At 39.5% G+C, this 18,044-nt stretch carries 16 protein-coding genes and 1 riboswitch; all 16 genes read left to right on the top strand.

Annotation, left to right across the window (positions count from 1 at the left end; genetic code table 11):
- Positions 1-85 precede the first annotated feature (85 nt).
- Entirely contained in the window at positions 86-718 is a 633-nt protein-coding gene (locus SINDD18_RS03905; protein WP_061863157.1) for a copper homeostasis protein CutC, read from the top strand.
- Positions 719-761: 43 nt separating this feature from the next.
- A complete protein-coding gene (locus tag SINDD18_RS03900; protein ID WP_061863156.1) occupies positions 762-1,418 on the top strand; it encodes an MmcQ/YjbR family DNA-binding protein in 657 nt (218 codons plus the stop codon).
- 314 nt (positions 1,419-1,732) lie between these two features.
- The gene (locus SINDD18_RS03895; protein WP_061863155.1) at positions 1,733-3,295 is read left to right on the top strand and encodes a 2-isopropylmalate synthase; all 1,563 of its coding nucleotides are present in this window, start codon (positions 1,733-1,735) and stop codon (positions 3,293-3,295) included.
- Between the two features lie 11 nt (positions 3,296-3,306).
- Positions 3,307-4,344 carry a 3-isopropylmalate dehydrogenase gene (gene leuB / locus SINDD18_RS03890; protein WP_061863154.1) on the top strand — a complete coding sequence of 346 codons (1,038 nt, stop codon included), beginning with the start codon at positions 3,307-3,309 and terminating at the stop codon, positions 4,342-4,344.
- Positions 4,341-4,610 (top strand): DUF1294 domain-containing protein, encoded by a 270-nt coding sequence (locus tag SINDD18_RS03885; protein ID WP_061863153.1) that lies wholly within the window; start codon positions 4,341-4,343, stop codon positions 4,608-4,610. The genes leuB and SINDD18_RS03885 overlap by 4 nt, the downstream gene beginning before the upstream one ends.
- Before the next feature lie 3 nt (positions 4,611-4,613).
- Positions 4,614-5,996, top strand: coding sequence for a 3-isopropylmalate dehydratase large subunit (leuC, locus tag SINDD18_RS03880; RefSeq protein WP_061863152.1), 1,383 nt, complete (start codon positions 4,614-4,616; stop codon positions 5,994-5,996).
- 9 nt (positions 5,997-6,005) lie between these two features.
- Positions 6,006-6,599, top strand: coding sequence for a 3-isopropylmalate dehydratase small subunit (gene leuD, locus SINDD18_RS03875; protein WP_061863151.1), 594 nt, complete (start codon positions 6,006-6,008; stop codon positions 6,597-6,599).
- 27 nt (positions 6,600-6,626) lie between these two features.
- The gene (locus SINDD18_RS03870) at positions 6,627-7,406 is read left to right on the top strand and encodes an L-threonylcarbamoyladenylate synthase (RefSeq protein ID WP_061863150.1); all 780 of its coding nucleotides are present in this window, start codon (positions 6,627-6,629) and stop codon (positions 7,404-7,406) included.
- Between the two features lie 152 nt (positions 7,407-7,558).
- Complete coding sequence (locus SINDD18_RS03865) at positions 7,559-9,292, top strand: McrB family protein (RefSeq protein WP_061863149.1); 1,734 nt, start codon at positions 7,559-7,561, stop codon at positions 9,290-9,292.
- The gene (locus SINDD18_RS03860) at positions 9,279-10,592 is read left to right on the top strand and encodes an McrC family protein (RefSeq protein WP_061863148.1); all 1,314 of its coding nucleotides are present in this window, start codon (positions 9,279-9,281) and stop codon (positions 10,590-10,592) included. Before SINDD18_RS03865 ends, SINDD18_RS03860 begins: the two co-directional genes overlap by 14 nt.
- Positions 10,593-10,766: 174 nt before the next feature.
- Complete coding sequence (guaC, locus tag SINDD18_RS03855; RefSeq protein ID WP_061863147.1) at positions 10,767-11,750, top strand: GMP reductase; 984 nt, start codon at positions 10,767-10,769, stop codon at positions 11,748-11,750.
- Positions 11,743-11,839: riboswitch (purine riboswitch) on the top strand. It overlaps the preceding gene by 8 nt.
- 76 nt (positions 11,840-11,915) lie before the next feature.
- A complete protein-coding gene (locus SINDD18_RS03850; RefSeq protein WP_061863146.1) occupies positions 11,916-12,497 on the top strand; it encodes a xanthine phosphoribosyltransferase in 582 nt (193 codons plus the stop codon).
- A complete protein-coding gene (locus SINDD18_RS03845; RefSeq protein ID WP_061863145.1) occupies positions 12,497-13,756 on the top strand; it encodes a nucleobase:cation symporter-2 family protein in 1,260 nt (419 codons plus the stop codon). The genes SINDD18_RS03850 and SINDD18_RS03845 overlap by 1 nt, the downstream gene beginning before the upstream one ends.
- A 93-nt stretch (positions 13,757-13,849) precedes the next feature.
- Positions 13,850-15,808: an NAD-dependent DNA ligase LigA gene (gene ligA / locus SINDD18_RS03840; RefSeq protein WP_061863144.1), complete on the top strand. Its 1,959-nt coding sequence runs from the start codon at positions 13,850-13,852 to the stop codon at positions 15,806-15,808.
- A 3-nt stretch (positions 15,809-15,811) separates the two neighbouring features.
- Positions 15,812-16,744, top strand: coding sequence for a diacylglycerol kinase family lipid kinase (locus SINDD18_RS03835; RefSeq protein ID WP_061863143.1), 933 nt, complete (start codon positions 15,812-15,814; stop codon positions 16,742-16,744).
- Positions 16,745-16,793: 49 nt separating this feature from the next.
- Positions 16,794-18,044, top strand: a 1,251-nt coding sequence (locus tag SINDD18_RS03830) for an alpha-amylase family glycosyl hydrolase (protein ID WP_241497328.1), incomplete at its 3' end; no start/stop codon positions are given.

Raw genomic sequence — 18,044 nt, 5'->3', positions numbered from 1 at the left:
AAGTAATGATTTCCCTTGATAAAAATAAAACATATCCGAAATAATATGATATAATAAATTTAAAGTAATTTTCAAGGAGAATCAAATGATTTACGAATTTTGTGCTGAAAATGTAACCTTGCTTGAAAAAGCTATGCAGGCAGGAGCTCGCCGTATCGAACTCTGTGATAATCTAGCAGTTGGTGGAACAACCCCAAGCTACGGAGTTACCAAGGCAGCTGTGGAACTAGCTGCCGATTACGATACGACCATTATGACAATGATTCGACCACGCGGTGGTGATTTTGTCTACAATGACTTAGAAGTTGCCATTATGCTTGATGATATTGCTCTAACTGCTCAAGCAGGTAGTCAAGGGGTTGTCTTTGGTGCATTGACTGCTGACAAGAAGTTGGACAAGGCAAATCTTGAAAAATTGATTGCTGCGTCTAAAGGTATGGAAATTGTCTTTCATATGGCCTTTGATGAATTGAGCGATGAAGATCAGTTAGAAGCTATTGACTGGCTCAGCCAAGCCGGAGTAAGACGTATCTTGACTCGAGCTGGGGTATCTGGTGACTCTCTAGAGAAACGCTTTGCTCACTATCATAGAATTCTAGAACACGCTGCAGGTAAAATTGAAATCCTACCGGGTGGAGGGATTGACATGGACAACCGTCAAACCTTTACCGACCAACTGGGCGTGACACAATTACATGGAACAAAGGTTGTCTTTTAAAAAATAGAAAGGAACTGCTAGCTTTTGGTAGCAGTTTTCGCTTATGTTTGAAATTTTTAAGGCCTATCAATTTAATAGTAAAAAGGCTAAAGAGTATGGATTTATAGAAAACCAAGGTGTATGGACCTATAGTTCGACTATCTTGCAGGGTGATTTTCTTATGAAGATTACAGTTAAGGATAGTGATTTAAGTTTTCAGGTTTTTGATCAGGAAACTGGTGAACTCTATCCTCAAGTCCACATGGAAAGCATGAGAGGAACCTTTGTAGGAAGTGTTCGAGAGGCATGCCTAGAAGAACTATTTGACATTAGAAAGGCCTGTTTTGAAGTTCAGGAGTTTATCTGTCCGCAGACCAAGAGAATCATGACTCGAGTTCAAGAAATATATGAAAATCAACTTGAATACTTATGGGAGAAATCCCCTGATACGGCTGTTCTCCGTCATGAAGATAATCAGAAGTGGTATGCGGTTCTTATGAAGATTTCTTGGGAAAAACTTGATAAGGCAAGAGAAGGACAAGTGGAAGTTGTTAATTTAAAACATGATTTAGTTTCTGATTTGTTAGAAGAAAAAGGGATTTATCCTGGCTTTCATATGAATAAACGCTATTGGATTAGTCTACCACTTGATGATAGTCTAACTGACGAGAAGGTACTTGAATTATTTGAGAAAAGTTACTTTCTGACTTTGAAAAAATGAAATTGTATGTTTGAATTTTCAAATAGGTTTAATTACCAAAATATTCTTTACTGAAGAAATTTTCAGAAAATATTGGATTTTTTCTTGACAAGTGATTTTTCCTATGCTAGAATACTAAACAAGACATCAAACAAAGGAGAAAGTCAAACATGAAAACAGCTAAGTTTAATCAATTTGCTTTGTTGTTGAGGTACTCGGACTAGTGCAAAAGCATTAGTCCTGTTTGGCTTACCAAGCGGGAGTAAATCAACATCTCGCTTGGAACTCCGAGCGAGATGTTTTTTTAAAACCAAATTTAGAAAAGGGGAAATCTTATGAGAACAGTTGAATTCCTAGATACTAGCCTTCGAGATGGTGAGCAGACACCAGGTGTTAATTTTTCGATCAAGGAAAAGATTGCTATAGCAAGACAACTTGAAAAATGGGGAATTTCTGCCATTGAAGCTGGTTTTCCAGCAGCTAGTCCTGACTCATTCACTGCAGTTCAGGAAATCGCCAAAGTCTTGAAGAAAACAGCAGTGACTGGTCTGGCCCGCTCTGTTAAATCAGATATCGACGCTTGTTATGAAGCGCTAAAGGATGCTAAGTATCCACAAATCCATGTTTTTATCGCTACTAGTCCTATCCATCGTGAATTTAAGTTGAATAAAAGCAAAGAGGAAATATTAGAAGCTATAAAAGAGCATGTTTCCTATGCACGTTCTAAGTTTGAAGTGGTAGAATTCTCTCCAGAAGATGCGACTAGAACTGAGCTGGATTTCCTCTTACAAGTCGTTCAAACAGCGGTAGACGCAGGTGCAACCTATATCAATATTCCTGATACGGTTGGTTTTACCACACCAGAGGAATATGGGAATATCTTCAAGTATTTGATTGACAATGTACAAACAGACCGTCAGATTATCTATTCACCTCACTGCCACGATGACCTCGGAATGGCGGTAGCAAATAGCCTCGCGGCTGTTAAGAATGGTGCAGGACGTGTTGAGGGAACCATTAACGGTATAGGGGAACGAGCTGGGAATGCTGCTTTGGAAGAAATAGCGGTTGCCCTTAATATTCGTCAAGATTACTACCAAGCTGAGACAAGTATTGTCCTAAACGAAACCCTCAATACTTCTGAAATGGTTTCTCGTTTCTCTGGTATTCCAGTTCCTAAAAATAAGGCTGTTGTCGGTGGAAATGCCTTCTCTCATGAATCGGGTATTCACCAAGATGGTGTTCTTAAAAATCCTCTCACTTATGAAATCATTACACCTGAATTGGTGGGTGTCAAGAGTAACAGTCTTCCACTTGGTAAATTGTCTGGTCGTCATGCCTTTGTAGAAAAACTGAGAGACCTAGCCCTAGACTTTACAGAAGAAGACATCAAACCACTCTTTACTAAGTTCAAGTCGCTGGCGGATAAGAAGCAAGAAATCACAGACGCTGATATTAGAGCTCTGGTAGCTGGAACCATGGTTGAAAACCCAGAAGGCTTTCACTTTGATGATTTACAACTTCAAACTCATGCGGAAAATGAAATTGAAGCGACTGTTAGATTGGCTAATTTGGATGGTGAGAAGGTCGATTTTACAGCTACAGGTCAAGGTTCTGTTGAAGCTATTTTCAACGCTATTGATAAGTTCTTTAACCAATCTGTCCGCTTGGTGTCCTATACTATTGATGCGGTAACAGATGGTATCGATGCCCAAGCTCGAGTCTTAGTTACTGTTGAAAATAGAGATACAGAGACCATCTTTAACGCAGCAGGCCTTGATTTCGATGTATTGAAGGCTTCAGCTATTGCCTACATCAATGCCAATACCTTTGTTCAAAAAGAGAATGCTGGGGAGATGGGAGCACCAGTTTCCTATCGTGACATGCCTAGTGTGTAAAGGAGAATGCTATGACAAAAAAAATAGTTGCCCTGGCAGGTGATGGTATCGGCCCAGAAATCATGGAAGCTGGTTTAGAAGTGCTGGAAGCTCTAGCTAAAAAAACAGGCTTTGACTTTGAGATAGACAGACGACCTTTTGGAGGTGCAGGTATTGATGCAGCAGGGCATCCCTTACCTGATGAAACCCTCAAGGCAAGTAGAGAAGCAGATGCCATTCTCCTAGCAGCTATCGGTAGTCCTCGGTATGATGGGGCAGCGGTGCGGCCTGAACAAGGCTTGCTGGCTCTCCGTAAGGAACTCAATCTCTATGCCAATATTCGTCCAGTAAAAATCTTTGAGAGTCTTAAGCACTTGTCACCTCTCAAACCAGAAAGAATTGCAGGTGTTGACTTTGTTGTGGTGCGTGAATTGACAGGTGGGATTTACTTTGGAGATCATATCCTCGAAGAGAAAAAAGCTCGTGATATCAACGATTATAGTTATGATGAAGTGGAGCGAATTATTCGTAAAGCCTTTGAAATCGCAAGAAATCGGAGAAAAATCGTTACCAGTATCGATAAGCAAAACGTGCTAGCAACTTCAAAACTCTGGAGGAGAGTGGCTGACGAAGTCGCAAAAGATTATCCTGATGTAACCTTAGAACACCAGTTAGTCGACTCAGCTGCCATGCTCATGATTACTAATCCAGCTAAGTTTGACGTTATCGTGACAGAGAATCTTTTTGGAGATCTTCTCTCGGATGAATCAAGCGTTCTATCTGGCACACTTGGGGTCATGCCATCAGCCAGTCATTCTGAAAATGGACCAAGCCTCTATGAACCTATTCACGGTTCAGCGCCAGATATTGCAGGTCAAGGAATTGCTAATCCTATTTCCATGATTTTATCAGTTGCTACGATGCTGCGAGATAGTTTTGGTCGATTTGAAGATGCGGAACGTATCGAACATGCTGTAGAAGCAAGTTTAGCAGCAGGAATTTTAACGAGAGATATAGGAGGACAGGCTTCTACTAAGGAGATGACAGAAGCTATTATAGCAAGACTATGAAGATAAATGAAGGAATCACTCTTGCCCTCTTGATTTGGAATGTCATGATTTTCTTAATTTATGATATTGACAAATCCAAGGCAAAGAGAAAAGCCTGGCGCATCCCTGAGAAAATCTTAGTCATTTTAGCTTTTACTTGTGGTGGTTTTGGTGCTTGGTTAGCAGGAATCACTTTTCATCACAAGACTAGAAAATGGTACTTTAAAACAGTTTGGTTCCTTGGGATGGTGACCACACTAATAGCTTTGTATTTTATATGGAGGTAATGGATGGCAGGGAAATCGATTTTTGATAAATTATGGAACCTCCATGTTATAACGGGGGAAGAGGGACAACCTCAACTCATGTATGTAGATCAGCACTATATCCATGAAGTGACTAGTCCTCAAGCTTTTCAAGGATTACGAGATGCGGGGCGCAGATTGAGACGACCGGATTTAACATTTGCTACCTTTGACCACAATGTTCCGACAGTCAATATCTACGATATCCGAGATGTGATTTCCAAGGCTCAAATTGATAAACTGGCTGAAAACGTTGAGGAATTTGGGATTGAACATGCAGCCCACGGTTCTGAAAAACAAGGTATCGTTCATATGGTTGGTCCAGAAACAGGAAGAACACAACCAGGAAAATTTATCGTCTGTGGTGATAGCCATACTGCAACTCACGGAGCTTTTGGAGCGATTGCCTTCGGTATTGGGACCAGTGAGGTCGAACATGTCTTTGCAACCCAAACCATTTGGCAGGTTAAACCCAAGAAAATGTTGGTGGAATTCACAGGAGTTCCTCAAAAAGGGGTTTATGCCAAAGATTTCATTCTAGCCTTAATTGCCAAATACGGTGTTGCTTGTGGTGTTGGCTACGTGGTGGAGTATCGAGGTCAGGCCATTGATGCACTTAGTATGGAAGAGCGTATGACTATCTGCAATATGTCTATCGAGTTTGGCTCTAAGATGGGAATTATGAATCCAGATCAGAGGACTTATGACTATTTAAAGGGTCGAGAGTGTGTTCCCAAGGATTTTGATGCAGCAGTAGCTGATTGGAAAAGACTGGTTAGTGATGAAGATGCCGTTTATGATAAGGTTATTCGTTTGGATGTTTCAGAATTGGCTCCTATGGTGACTTGGGGTACTAATCCCGCCATGGGTGTTGACTTTGATTCAAGTTTCCCAGAAATAAAGGATATGAATGATGAACGTGCTTATCATTACATGGATTTACAACCAGGTCAGAAGCCAGAAGATATTGAACTAGGATACATCTTTATCGGATCTTGCACCAATGCTCGTCTTAGCGACTTACAACTAGCTGCTCGATTTGTCCAAGGAAAGAAAATTGCTCCCAATCTAACAGCAATCGTGGTTCCAGGCTCTCGACCAGTCAAGCGAGCTGCTGAGAAGTTGGGCTTGGACAAGATCTTCCGAGATGCTGGATTTGAGTGGAGAGACCCAGGTTGCTCTATGTGTCTCGGAATGAATCCTGACAAGGTTCCTGATGGTGTTCACTGCGCCTCAACTAGCAATCGAAACTTTGAAGATAGACAGGGATTCGGAGCTAAGACCCATCTCTGTAGTCCGGCTATGGCAGCTGCGGCAGCTATCGCAGGGCGATTCATAGATGTTCGACAATTGCCAGAAGCCCAGTGAGGAGAGGATATGGAAAAATTTACAGTATTTACGGGAACAACAGTTCCTCTTATGAATGACAATATTGATACCGACCAAATCCTTCCTAAGCAGTTTCTCAAGTTGATTGCTAAAAAAGGTTTTGGTAAATACCTCATGTATGCTTGGCGTTATTTGGACGATAAGTATACTGAAAATCCAGACTTTGTCTTTAACCAGCCAGAGTACCGCAAAGCCAGTATTCTCATCACAGGGGATAACTTTGGGGCTGGATCTTCGAGAGAACACGCAGCTTGGGCTCTGGCAGATTACGGCTTTAAGGTTGTAATTGCAGGTTCTTTCGGGGACATTCATTACAATAATGAACTCAATAATGGCATGTTGCCCATTGTTCAACCTAGGGAAGTAAGAGAGAAATTAGCAAAACTCCACCCAAGTGACCAGCTAACAGTAGATTTGGAACAACAAAAGATCATTTCACCAGTTGGAGAATTCACTTTCGAAATTGATAGCGAGTGGAAACACAAGCTTCTAAATGGTCTGGATGATATTGGTATCACCTTGCAGTATGAAGACTTGATTGCTTCCTATGAAAAACAACGACCAGCCTACTGGCAGGACTAGAAGAGAATTAGAAAAGGAAATAGAATTATGACAAAACACATTCAATGGAACGGAACACTTTCACAAGAAGGTTATGACATTTTAAAAGGTGAGGGCGGATGTATCGTTTGCCCTACTAAAGTTGGTTATATCATCATGACCAGTGATAAGGCAGGACTTGAACGCAAGTTTGAAGCTAAAGAACGTAATCGTAACAAACCAGGTGTGGTTCTCTGTGGTAGCATGGATGAGCTTCGCGCTTTAGCACAACTCAACCCTGAAATTGAAGCCTTTTATCAAAAACATTGGGATGAAGATATTCTTCTTGGCTGTATCCTTCCTTGGAAACCAGAAGCTTTTGAAAAACTAAAAGCATACGGTGATGGCCGTGAAGAACTTATGACTGACGTGCGTGGGACTAGCTGTTTTGTAATCAAGTTCGGTAACGCTGGTGAACAATTGGCTGCCAAACTTTGGGAAGAAGGCAAGATGGTCTACGCTTCATCAGCCAACCCATCTGGAAAAGGAAACCGTGGTAAGGTAGAAGGAATCGGAGAACGTATCGAAGGCGCAGTGGATCTTGTCATTGAAGCTGACGACTATGTTGCATCTATCCAACCTGACAAAACAGTTGAAACTCGTTACGAGCAAGGTGTGATGGTCTCTATGGTTGATAAGGATGGAAAACTCATCCCAGAACAAGGTGGAGCACGTTCAATCTCACCAGCTCCAGTTGTAATCCGTAAAGGACTTGACATTGATAAGATTATGATGCACCTGTCAGATACCTTTAACTCATGGGACTACCGTCAGGGAGAGTATTATTAAGATAAAAAAGAGTCTAGTGTTATGAGATATTAAAGCTCCTAACACTGGGCTTTTTGTTTAGAATTTCTTTTCTTTTTCTATAGGATATGATATGCTAGAGATGAACTATATATTAATAGAACTTACTTGTGAAAGTAAAAAGGAGTATTCAAATGAACAGTGAACAAAATAACTATTTTTTTGTTGGTACAAAATTTGGTGATGATGATTATCTTGAATATTTTATGAAAGAAGGAAAGTGGGAATTAGGATGGCATAATAACGAGGAAAATAAACAGTATCAAAGAATGTTAAAGTTGTTTAATAAAATTAAACCAGGTGACGTTTTATTTGCTAAATCCACATATGTCAAAAAGAAGAATGTACCTTTTGTAAAGAAAGATGATTTAAAGGTTTCTGTGATGAAAATTCGTGGAATGGCGACTGTTAAAGAGGTTTTAGATGATGGGCATACCATTATTGTTGATTGGAAAAAAGAGTATATAGAGAGGGAGTGGTTTTTCTTTACGGGGCAAGAAACAATATGGTTTCCATCAGATATTAAGTATCGAACTAAAGAGACTAACCAGTTAATAAAATTTGCTGCAAGTGATGAAATCATAATTCAAGACTATGACTATTTTTTGAATCATCCTAATTGGAAAAAGTATAAAAAATTAGAAAGTGAAACTATGTTAAGGAATGATTTTTTATTTAATTATAGTGGTATATTAAAAAAATCCAAAAACCTCATCCTCCGTGGTGCTCCTGGTACTGGGAAAACTTATCTTGCTAAAGAAATAGCTGCAGAATTAACAGGTGGAAACGAAGATCAAATCGGCTTTGTACAATTTCACCCTTCTTATGATTATACGGATTTTGTAGAGGGGTTGAGACCGGTATCAAATGGGGATGGAGCTATTGAGTTTAAATTACAAGATGGTATTTTTAAGCAGTTTTGCCAGAAGGCTAAAGAAGCTCAGAAGACAGGAGGACAAGATAATTTTGAACAAGCTTGGGATTCTTACTTAGAATATATAAATTTTGCTGAAGAAAAAGAATATATAACAAAAACATCTTACTTATCTGTTAATAGTAGACAAAATTTGTCAGTAAATTATGATAGTGGTGTTCCAGGATGGTCAATACCTCGCAAATATGTTTACGAGTTGTATAAAGATAAAAATTATAATAAGCAAGAATACTACAAAAGTGGTGGAAAAACTGTCCTTGAAACTTTAAAGAAAAGATTTGGTCTCAAAGACTACCTTTCTCCAACAGAGATCGACACAGACAAAAACTTTGTCTTCATCATCGATGAAATCAATCGTGGTGAGATTTCTAAGATTTTTGGAGAACTCTTTTTCTCTATTGACCCTGGCTATCGTGGTAGAGATGGAGAAGTTTCTACCCAGTATGCCAATCTACACGAAACTGATGAAAAGTTTTTTATCCCAGAAAATGTCTACATCATCGGAACCATGAATGACATTGACCGCTCGGTGGACACCTTTGATTTTGCTATGCGTCGTCGTTTCCGTTTTGTTGAAATTACTGCTGAAAGTCAACTTGGTATGCTAGATAAGAAACTAGGTGAACATGCTGAAGAATCTAAAATTCGTCTAAGAAACTTGAATGCTGAAATTGAAAAAGTTCAGGAATTAAACAGTCATTATCATATCGGTCCAAGTTATTTCCTCAAATTGAAAGAAGTGGATTTTGACTATGAATTGCTCTGGTCTGATTATCTGAAACCACTCTTGGAAGATTACTTGCGAGGTTCTTACGAGGAAGTTGAAACTCTAGAGACATTGAAAAAAGCATTTGATTTGAAAAGCAATGGGCAAAAAAATCAGGTAGTAACCGATAACAATGAAGGCGATGAGAATAATAATGCGGATCACTGATAATCAGCATAGAATTGCTAAAGAAAACTTTGTCGCAGAATATCCCAAACTAAGTCAAGCACTTCTTGATAGAACTCTGCATAACCTTTCTAAAGAAGACAATATCTTTATTTTTCCAAATGACCTAGAATATTCTCCGGACTTGGATAAGGACCAAAAGATTTTGGAAACAGTTAATCAGGAAATCAAGACAGGAAATGTCATTGGATTTCTGGGTTATGGCCAGGAGAGATTAACCATTTCTTCCCGATTTTCAAACGAAAGTGATGACTATTTTTTACATTATCTTTTGCAAAAAGTTCTTCATATCAATCTCACTAGTTTAGATGTTGCTTTATCGCGCGAAGATAGACTCTATCAACTTTTGATGTATCTCTTTCCTAAGTATTTGCAAGCTGCTCTCCGAAAAGGCCTTTATAAGGAATACCAGAGATTTTCTCATAACGATAGTCATGTTAAGGGAGTAATTGATGTAGGAAATCATCTCAAGAAAAATCTTCCTTTCACGGGAAATATTGCCTATAAAACAAGAGAGTTTACTTTTGACAATCCGATCATGCAACTGATCCGTCACACAATTGAATTCATTAAGAATCAGAAAAGTATAGGGAGAGGAGTTCTTGATAATCTCTCAACTAGCAGGGAAAATGTGGCAGAAATCGTGCGAGTAACGCCCTCTTATAAATTAGCTGATCGTGCTAAGTTTATCAGACTAAATCAAACCAAGCCTCTTCGACATGCCTACTTTCGAGAGTACAGAAAATTGCAAGAGCTTTGCCTGATGATCCTAAATAGAGAAAAGCATGGTTTAGGATACCAAGAGCAAAAAATCCATGGTATTCTTTTTGATGTTGCCTGGCTTTGGGAAGAGTATGTTCATACCTTGTTGCCAAAAGAGTTCATCCATCCTAGAAATAAGGATAAGACGGAAGGTATTTCAGTATTTTCTAATCGTGAAAGAAAAGTATATCCAGATTTTTATGATAGAGAACGAAAGATTGTTCTAGATGCTAAATATAAAAAACTGGAATTGACTGAAAAGGGAATCAATCGTGAGGACTTGTTCCAACTGATTTCTTATACTTATATTTTAGAAGCTGAACAAGCTGGGCTTGTTTTTCCAAGCAAGGAAAAGATAGTTGATAATGAGATAGGTAAGCTAGCAGGCTATGGAGCTCTGATGAAGAAATGGTCTATCCAAATTCCTCAAAAGGCTTCATCCTATAATGAATTTTGTGAAATGATGGAAAACTCCGAAGAAATTTTTAAAAGGAATATTGATAAGGAAGTGGGTAGATAATAGTCTCCCCACTTTTTATATCTAAATCAACAAAAACCGAACGTTATAAATTTTAGGGTTCAAAATATTTGACAAAAACTTTACTTTGGTTTATAATCCTTAGAGGAAACGTTCGAAAAGGCGTAGTGATGCGCAAGCATAGGTAGGTTATTATAAAAGAAACGAGACATCGAAATGTTAAACGAATTTCCAATCTTTGACTACGAGGATATTCAGCTAATCCCAAATAAGTGTGTCCTTCAAAGTCGAGCAGAAGCTGACACACAAGTGACACTTGGAAAGCACACCTTTAAATTACCAGTTGTTCCTTCTAATATGCAGACTATCTTGGATGAAGATGTTGCAGAACAACTTGCAAAAGGTGGTTATTTCTATATCATGCATCGCTTTGATGAAGCTGGGCGCATTCCTTTTGTCAAACGTATGCACGAAAAGGGCTTGATTGCTTCTATCTCTGTTGGTGTTAAAGATTACGAGTATGACTTTGTTAGTCAATTAAAGGAAGATGCTCCAGAGTACATCACTATTGATATTGCTCATGGTCATGCTGACAGCGTGATTTCTATGATTCAGCACATCAAGAAAGAATTGCCAGAGACTTTCGTAATTGCTGGTAACGTTGGAACTCCTGAAGCTGTGCGTGAACTTGAAAATGCTGGAGCTGATGCTACTAAGGTCGGAATCGGTCCAGGTAAAGTATGTATCACTAAGGTAAAAACTGGTTTTGGTACTGGTGGTTGGCAACTAGCGGCTCTTCGTTGGTGTGCTAAGGCTGCACGTAAACCAGTTATTGCTGATGGTGGCATTCGTACACACGGTGATATTGCTAAGTCAATCCGCTTTGGAGCAAGCATGGTTATGATTGGTTCACTATTTGCGGGTCATATTGAAAGCCCTGGTAAAACAGTCGAAGTTGATGGTAAACAGTTCAAAGAATACTACGGATCAGCTTCAGAATATCAAAAAGGTGCCTATAAGAATGTTGAAGGAAAGAAAATTCTTCTTCCTGCCAAAGGACATTTACAGGATACGCTGACTGAAATGGAACAAGATTTGCAAAGTTCGATTTCTTATGCTGGAGGTCGCAAGGTCGCTGATCTTAGACATGTGGATTATGTGATTGTGAAGAACTCTATCTGGAATGGAGATGCTCACTAAAAATATGATTACTTATTTATGTCGCGAATTGGCGTGGCGTTTCTACAAGGTACCGTAAATACCTAACAATGAGTAAGTCGAAGAGAGATAAAAGAAGCAGTACTATTTGTTTCTATGTTTCCGAGGGACTTGCTTTGTGAGTCCCTTTTTATTTCGGAGGTTATTATGAAATTACTAGAGGAATGTATTTTAAAAGATGGGAATATTCTAGGTGAGAATATTCTTAAGGTGGATTCATTCTTGACTCACCAAGTGGATTTTTCCTTAATGCGCGAGATTGGTCGCACCTTTGCAGAATATTTTAAAAATGCAGGTATTACCAAAGTCGTAACTATTGAAGCATCTGGAATTGCTCCAGCGCTATATGTTGCAGAACAATTAGATGTACCTATGATTTTTGCTAAGAAGGCAAAAAATATTACCATGAATGAAGGAATTTTGACTGCTGAGGTTTATTCTTTCACTAAACAAGTTACTAGTACCGTATCCATTGCAGGGAAGTTCTTATCTCCAGGAGATAAAGTATTAATTATTGATGATTTCTTGGCTAATGGTCAAGCAGCTAAAGGTTTGATTCAGATTATCGAACAAGCTGGTGCCACAGTCGAGGCCGTCGGGATTGTGATTGAAAAATCTTTCCAAGATGGTCGTGAACTGTTAGAAAAATCAGGTCATCAGGTAGTATCACTTGCTCGTTTAGAGCGTTTTGAAAATGGAAGAGTTATCTTCAAGGAGGCAGACATCTAATGAATCAAAAAGAAAACCACTCAAAAGCGGCCGTATTGGGCTTGCAACACTTACTTGCCATGTACTCAGGTTCAATCCTAGTACCAATCATGATTGCAGGTGCCCTAGGCTACTCACCTCAACAACTGACATACCTTATCTCTACAGATATCTTTATGTGTGGGGTTGCAACTCTCTTACAATTGCAACTTAATAAATATTTCGGTGTCGGTTTACCGGTTGTTCTGGGTGTGGCCTTCCAGTCTGTTGCTCCACTTATTATGATTGGACAAAGTCACGGTAGTGGTGCTATGTTTGGTGCCTTGATTGCTTCTGGTATTTATGTCGTTCTTGTAGCAGGTGTATTTTCAAAGATTGCTAATCTGTTCCCTTCAATCGTAACGGGTTCTGTCATTACAACAATCGGATTGACCTTGATTCCAGTAGCTATTGGGAATATGGGAAATAACGTCGAAAAACCAACGGGACAAAGTTTGGCATTAGCAACAATCACCATTCTTATCATTCTCTTAGTTAATATCTTTACAAAAGGATTTATTAAGTCAATTTCTATTTTGATTGGTCTAATTGCAGGTACCATTATCGCTGCGACTATGGGCTTGGTTGATTTCTCTCCAGTAGCAGAAGCTCCACTTGTTCATATCCCAACTCCATTCTACTTTGGTGCTCCACAATTTGAGTTTTCTTCTATTGTCATGATGTGTATTATCGCTACTGTATCAATGGTAGAATCAACTGGGGTTTACCTTGCCCTTTCTGATATTACTAAAGATCCAATCGATAGCACTCGTCTCCGTAATGGTTATCGTGCTGAAGGTCTTGCTGTTTTACTTGGTGGACTTTTCAATACTTTCCCTTATACAGGGTTTTCACAAAACGTAGGTTTGGTTAAATTATCAGGTATTCGTACACGTTTACCGATCTACTACGCTGGTGGTTTCCTCATCTTACTTGGTCTCTTGCCTAAGTTTGGTGCCTTAGCACAGATTATCCCTAGCCCTGTTCTAGGTGGAGCCATGCTTGTCATGTTCGGTTTTGTTTCTCTACAAGGGATGCAAATCTTGGCACGTGTTGATTTTGAACACAATGAGCATAACTTCCTCATTGCAGCAGTTTCTATAGCTGCAGGGGTTGGATTAAACGGAAGCAACCTCTTCAATACTTTACCAACAGAATTACAGATGTTCTTCTCAAATGGTATCGTCATTGCAAGTACAGTGGCCATCATTTTGAATGCTATTTTGAATCGTAAAAAATAAAAATAAATGAGAAGTGATAGAAATATCCTTCTCATTTTCTTTTTTAGAGCTTGAGTATTGTTTATAGAGTCCTTTTTATGGTAAAATGGTTCTATGAATGAAAGAATGAAAGAGCTCGTTGAGTTGCTCAATCGCTATGCGACAGAGTATTATACAAGTGATAATCCATCTGTATCTGATAGTGAGTATGACCGTCTTTATCGTGAACTGGTAGAGTTAGAAAAAGTTCATCCTGACCAAGTCTTGCCAGAAAGTCCGACACATCGTGTTGGAGGAAAGATTCTTGATGGATTTGAGAAATATAGCCATCAGTATCCTCTTTATAGTTTGCAGGATGCTTTTTCACGTGAAGAACTCGACTCCTTTGATGTGCGTGTTCGTAAAGAATTGGATGATGTCACTTATATTTGTGAGTTGAAGATTGATGGTTTATCGATTTCCTTGACTTATGAGCAGGGAATTTTTGTTGCTGGAGCAACTCGAGGTGATGGCTCCATTGGTGAAAACATCACTGAAAATCTTAAACGAGTGAAAGACATTCCTTTATCATTATCTGAAAAAATAGATATAACAGTTCGTGGTGAATGTTATATGCCGAGAGCTTCTTTTGATCAGGTCAATCAATCTCGTCAAGAAAACGGGGAGCCAGAATTTGCCAATCCAAGAAATGCTGCTGCAGGAACCCTTCGCCAGTTAGACACAGGAGTAGTAGCCAAACGTAATCTTGCAACCTTCCTTTATCAGGAAGCTAGTCCTTCAACTCGGGATAGTCAAGAGAAGGTTTTGAAACATTTAGAACAATTAGGCTTTGTAGTTAATCAAAGACGTCTATTAGCTCATAGTATGGACGAGGTTTGGGCGTTTATTCAAGAAATTGGTCAAGAAAGAGATCAGTTGCCTTATGATATCGATGGAGTTGTGATTAAGGTCAATGATCTAGCTGGTCAGGAGCAACTAGGATTTACAGTCAAAGCACCTAAATGGGCAGTAGCATATAAATTCCCAGCAGAAGAAAAAGAAGCGAAACTTCTTTCTGTTGACTGGACAGTAGGGCGTACAGGAGTTGTGACTCCGACTGCTAATCTTACTCCAGTGCAACTTGCAGGTACAACTGTAAGTCGTGCAACCCTTCATAATGTCGACTATATCGCTGAAAAGGATATCCGTAAGGATGACACAGTCATTGTCTACAAAGCGGGTGATATCATACCAGCCGTTCTACGAGTGGTGGAGTCTAAACGTGTATCGGAGGAAAAACTAGATGTCCCAATAAACTGTCCAAGTTGTGAGAGTAAGCTGTTACACTTTGAAGATGAGGTGGCTCTTCGTTGTATCAATCCACGATGCCCTGCTCAAATCAAGGAAGGTTTGACGCATTTCGCATCGCGTGATGCTATGAATATCTCTGGCCTTGGCCCATCAATCGTGGAGAAATTATTTGCTGCCAATTTGGTTAAGGATGTTGCAGATATTTATCGCTTGACTGTGGAAGATTTGCTTTTGCTAGATGGTATCAAGGAAAAATCTGCTCAAAAGCTCTACCAGGCTATTCAAGCATCCAAAGAAAATTCTGCTGAAAAACTCTTGTTTGGTTTGGGGATTCGTCATGTAGGAAGTAAGGCAAGTCAGTTGCTTTTACAACATTTCCATTCAATCGAATCGCTAGCACAAGCCAATCCTGAAGAAATTGCAAATATTGAAAGTTTGGGGAGTGTCATTGCTCAAAGCCTACAGACCTATTTTGCTACAGAGGGTTCTGAAATCCTTTTAAGGGAATTGAAAGAATCAGGTGTTAATCTAGACTACAAAGGACAGACAGTTGCAGCAAATGCAACCTTGTCTGGTTTAACTGTCGTATTGACAGGAAAGCTAGAGCGTTTGAATCGCTCAGAAGCTAAAAATAAATTAGAAAGTCTAGGAGCCAAGGTTACTGGTAGTGTGTCGAAAAAAACAGACCTTGTTGTTGCAGGAGCAGATGCAGGAAGCAAGCTCCAAAAAGCACAAGAACTGGGAATAGAGATTCGTGATGAAGCTTGGCTTGAGAGTTTGTAAGCTATGAAAGAAGTAAAAAAACGCGCACGTCTCATTTATAATCCGACCTCAGGCCAGGAAATTATCAAGCAAAATATCGCGGAAGTTCTAGAAGTGTTAGAGAGCATAGGCTATGAAACCAGTGCTTTTCAGACCAAACCGGAAAACTTATCAGCTCAGAAAGAAGCAGAAAGAGCTGCAAAAGCTGGCTTTGATTTGGTTTTGGTAGCTGGTGGCGATGGTACTATCAATGAAGTGGTTAATGGAACTGCACCTCTGGAACATCGTCCAAAGATAGCCATCATTCCTACTGGAACTACTAATGACTATGCAAGAGCATTGAAAATCCCTATGGGGGATCCAGTTGCTGCAGCGAAGATCATTGCTAAAAATGAAACCAAGCAAATTGATATTGGTCGTGCCTTTGGTGATAAGTATTTCATCAATATTGCTGCGGCAGGAGCTCTTACGGAGTTAACTTTTAGTGTTCCGAGTGAACTAAAGACGCGTTTGGGTTATCTGGCCTACGTTGCTAAAGGCTTCGAGATGTTTCCAAAATCCAAAGCCCGTCCTGTTCGTATTTACCATGATTGGGGAATTTTTACAGGAGAAGTTTCTCTTGTCTTTGTTGCCTTGACCAATTCTATTGGTGGATTTGAGCAATTCGCACCTGATACCAAACTGGATGATGGCAATTTCACGCTTATTCTAGTAAAGACGGATAAAATTCTAGATATGTTGAGTCTGCTAGTTCAGGCCATGAACGGAGGCCAACACGTTTCAGATATCAATGTTGAATACCTTAAAACGAGTAAACTCCGAATTGAAACTTTGGATCATGAAGAGCCTTTTATGCTCAATCTTAATGGAGAATACGGTGGCGACACACCAGTAGATTTGGAAGTGTGCCATAATCACATTGAATTTTTTGTGAATCGTGAGGCACTTAATCAATAAATTATTAGTCACATATAAAATCAAATTTATTTAGAAATTAGGGAGAACCATGTACAATTATCCTGTACTTATTCATTATCATCGTAAAGATGAAGCTTACGAGGCTTGCAGTTTCAGCATAAAGCCTCTAGATTCAGCAGAACTTATCAAAGAGGAAGAATATTTTGGAGCAAAATTCTCACTGACTCAATCGAGTGAAGTAGCCCTTGAGACCATGACTTTTAGTGTTGAAAAAGATGGTGTCAGCAAAGAATATCCTATTCGCTTCAATTACTATCCACTTTTGACAGAGGTTTGGATTTTGGATGGAGATGATACAGTTTATTATTCTGAAAATCCAGCTATTGCCAGTCCCCACTATAAAGATCAAAATCCTTTTGCCTTCGACAAGGCAATTAATAGTGCTAGTTTTGACCACCACTGGGGTTATCAAGGAGAGTTGGGATGTCAAGTTTCTGAAACTGAAACAAGATTTAGCCTATGGGCACCAACAGCTACATCTGTCCAAGTAGTAGTCTATGAATCTGCAAGTAACGACGCACCTATCCTTAAAACCTTTGAAATGGAGCGAGGAAATAGTTACTCCTATAGTCACAAGTATAATACAATTGGCGTATGGAGTTTATCAGTTCCAGAAAGCTTAGCAGGTTGTGGTTACCATTACCAAATTGACTTTCCTCATCACCAGTCATTAACTCGTGATCCATATACAATAGCGACAAGTCCTGATGGAAAACGTTCAGCCATTGTCTCAAATCAAGATCGTCAGGTCGAAGGTTTTGAGGTTAAGCATGGTACAGAAGCAACTTGGCGTTTGGAAAATCCTTGCCAGGCAGTTGTGTATGAAATGCATATCCGTGATTTGACTAAGTCTGAAACATCTGGTGTTGCACCAGAATTAAGAGGAACCTTCTTAGGTGCAGCGCAAACTGGAACAGTTAACCAATATGGTCAATCGACTGCGTTTGATTACATCAAAGAACTTGGTGTCAACTATGTTCAGTTGCAACCAATTGCTGACCGTCATAAAGAATACGATGCTGATGGAAATGTAACTTATAACTGGGGATATGATCCACAAAACTACAATGCTCCAGAAACTAGTATGTCTACAAATCCAAATGATCCAGGTCAAGCTATCCGTGATTTGAAAGCCATGGTCCAAGCTTATCACGATGCTGGTATCGGTGTTATTATGGACGTTGTTTACAATCATACCTTCTCAACCGTTGATGCACCATTCCAAACAACGGTTCCTGATTATTACTATCGAATGAACCATGATGGAACCTACCAAAAT

This window comes from Streptococcus infantis, assembly GCF_001579645.1.
In the GTDB taxonomy this organism is placed as follows: Bacteria; Bacillota; Bacilli; order Lactobacillales; family Streptococcaceae; genus Streptococcus; species Streptococcus infantis_E.
Note: the sequence above shows the minus strand (reverse complement) of the source record. Positions and strands in the feature narration are given on the sequence as shown.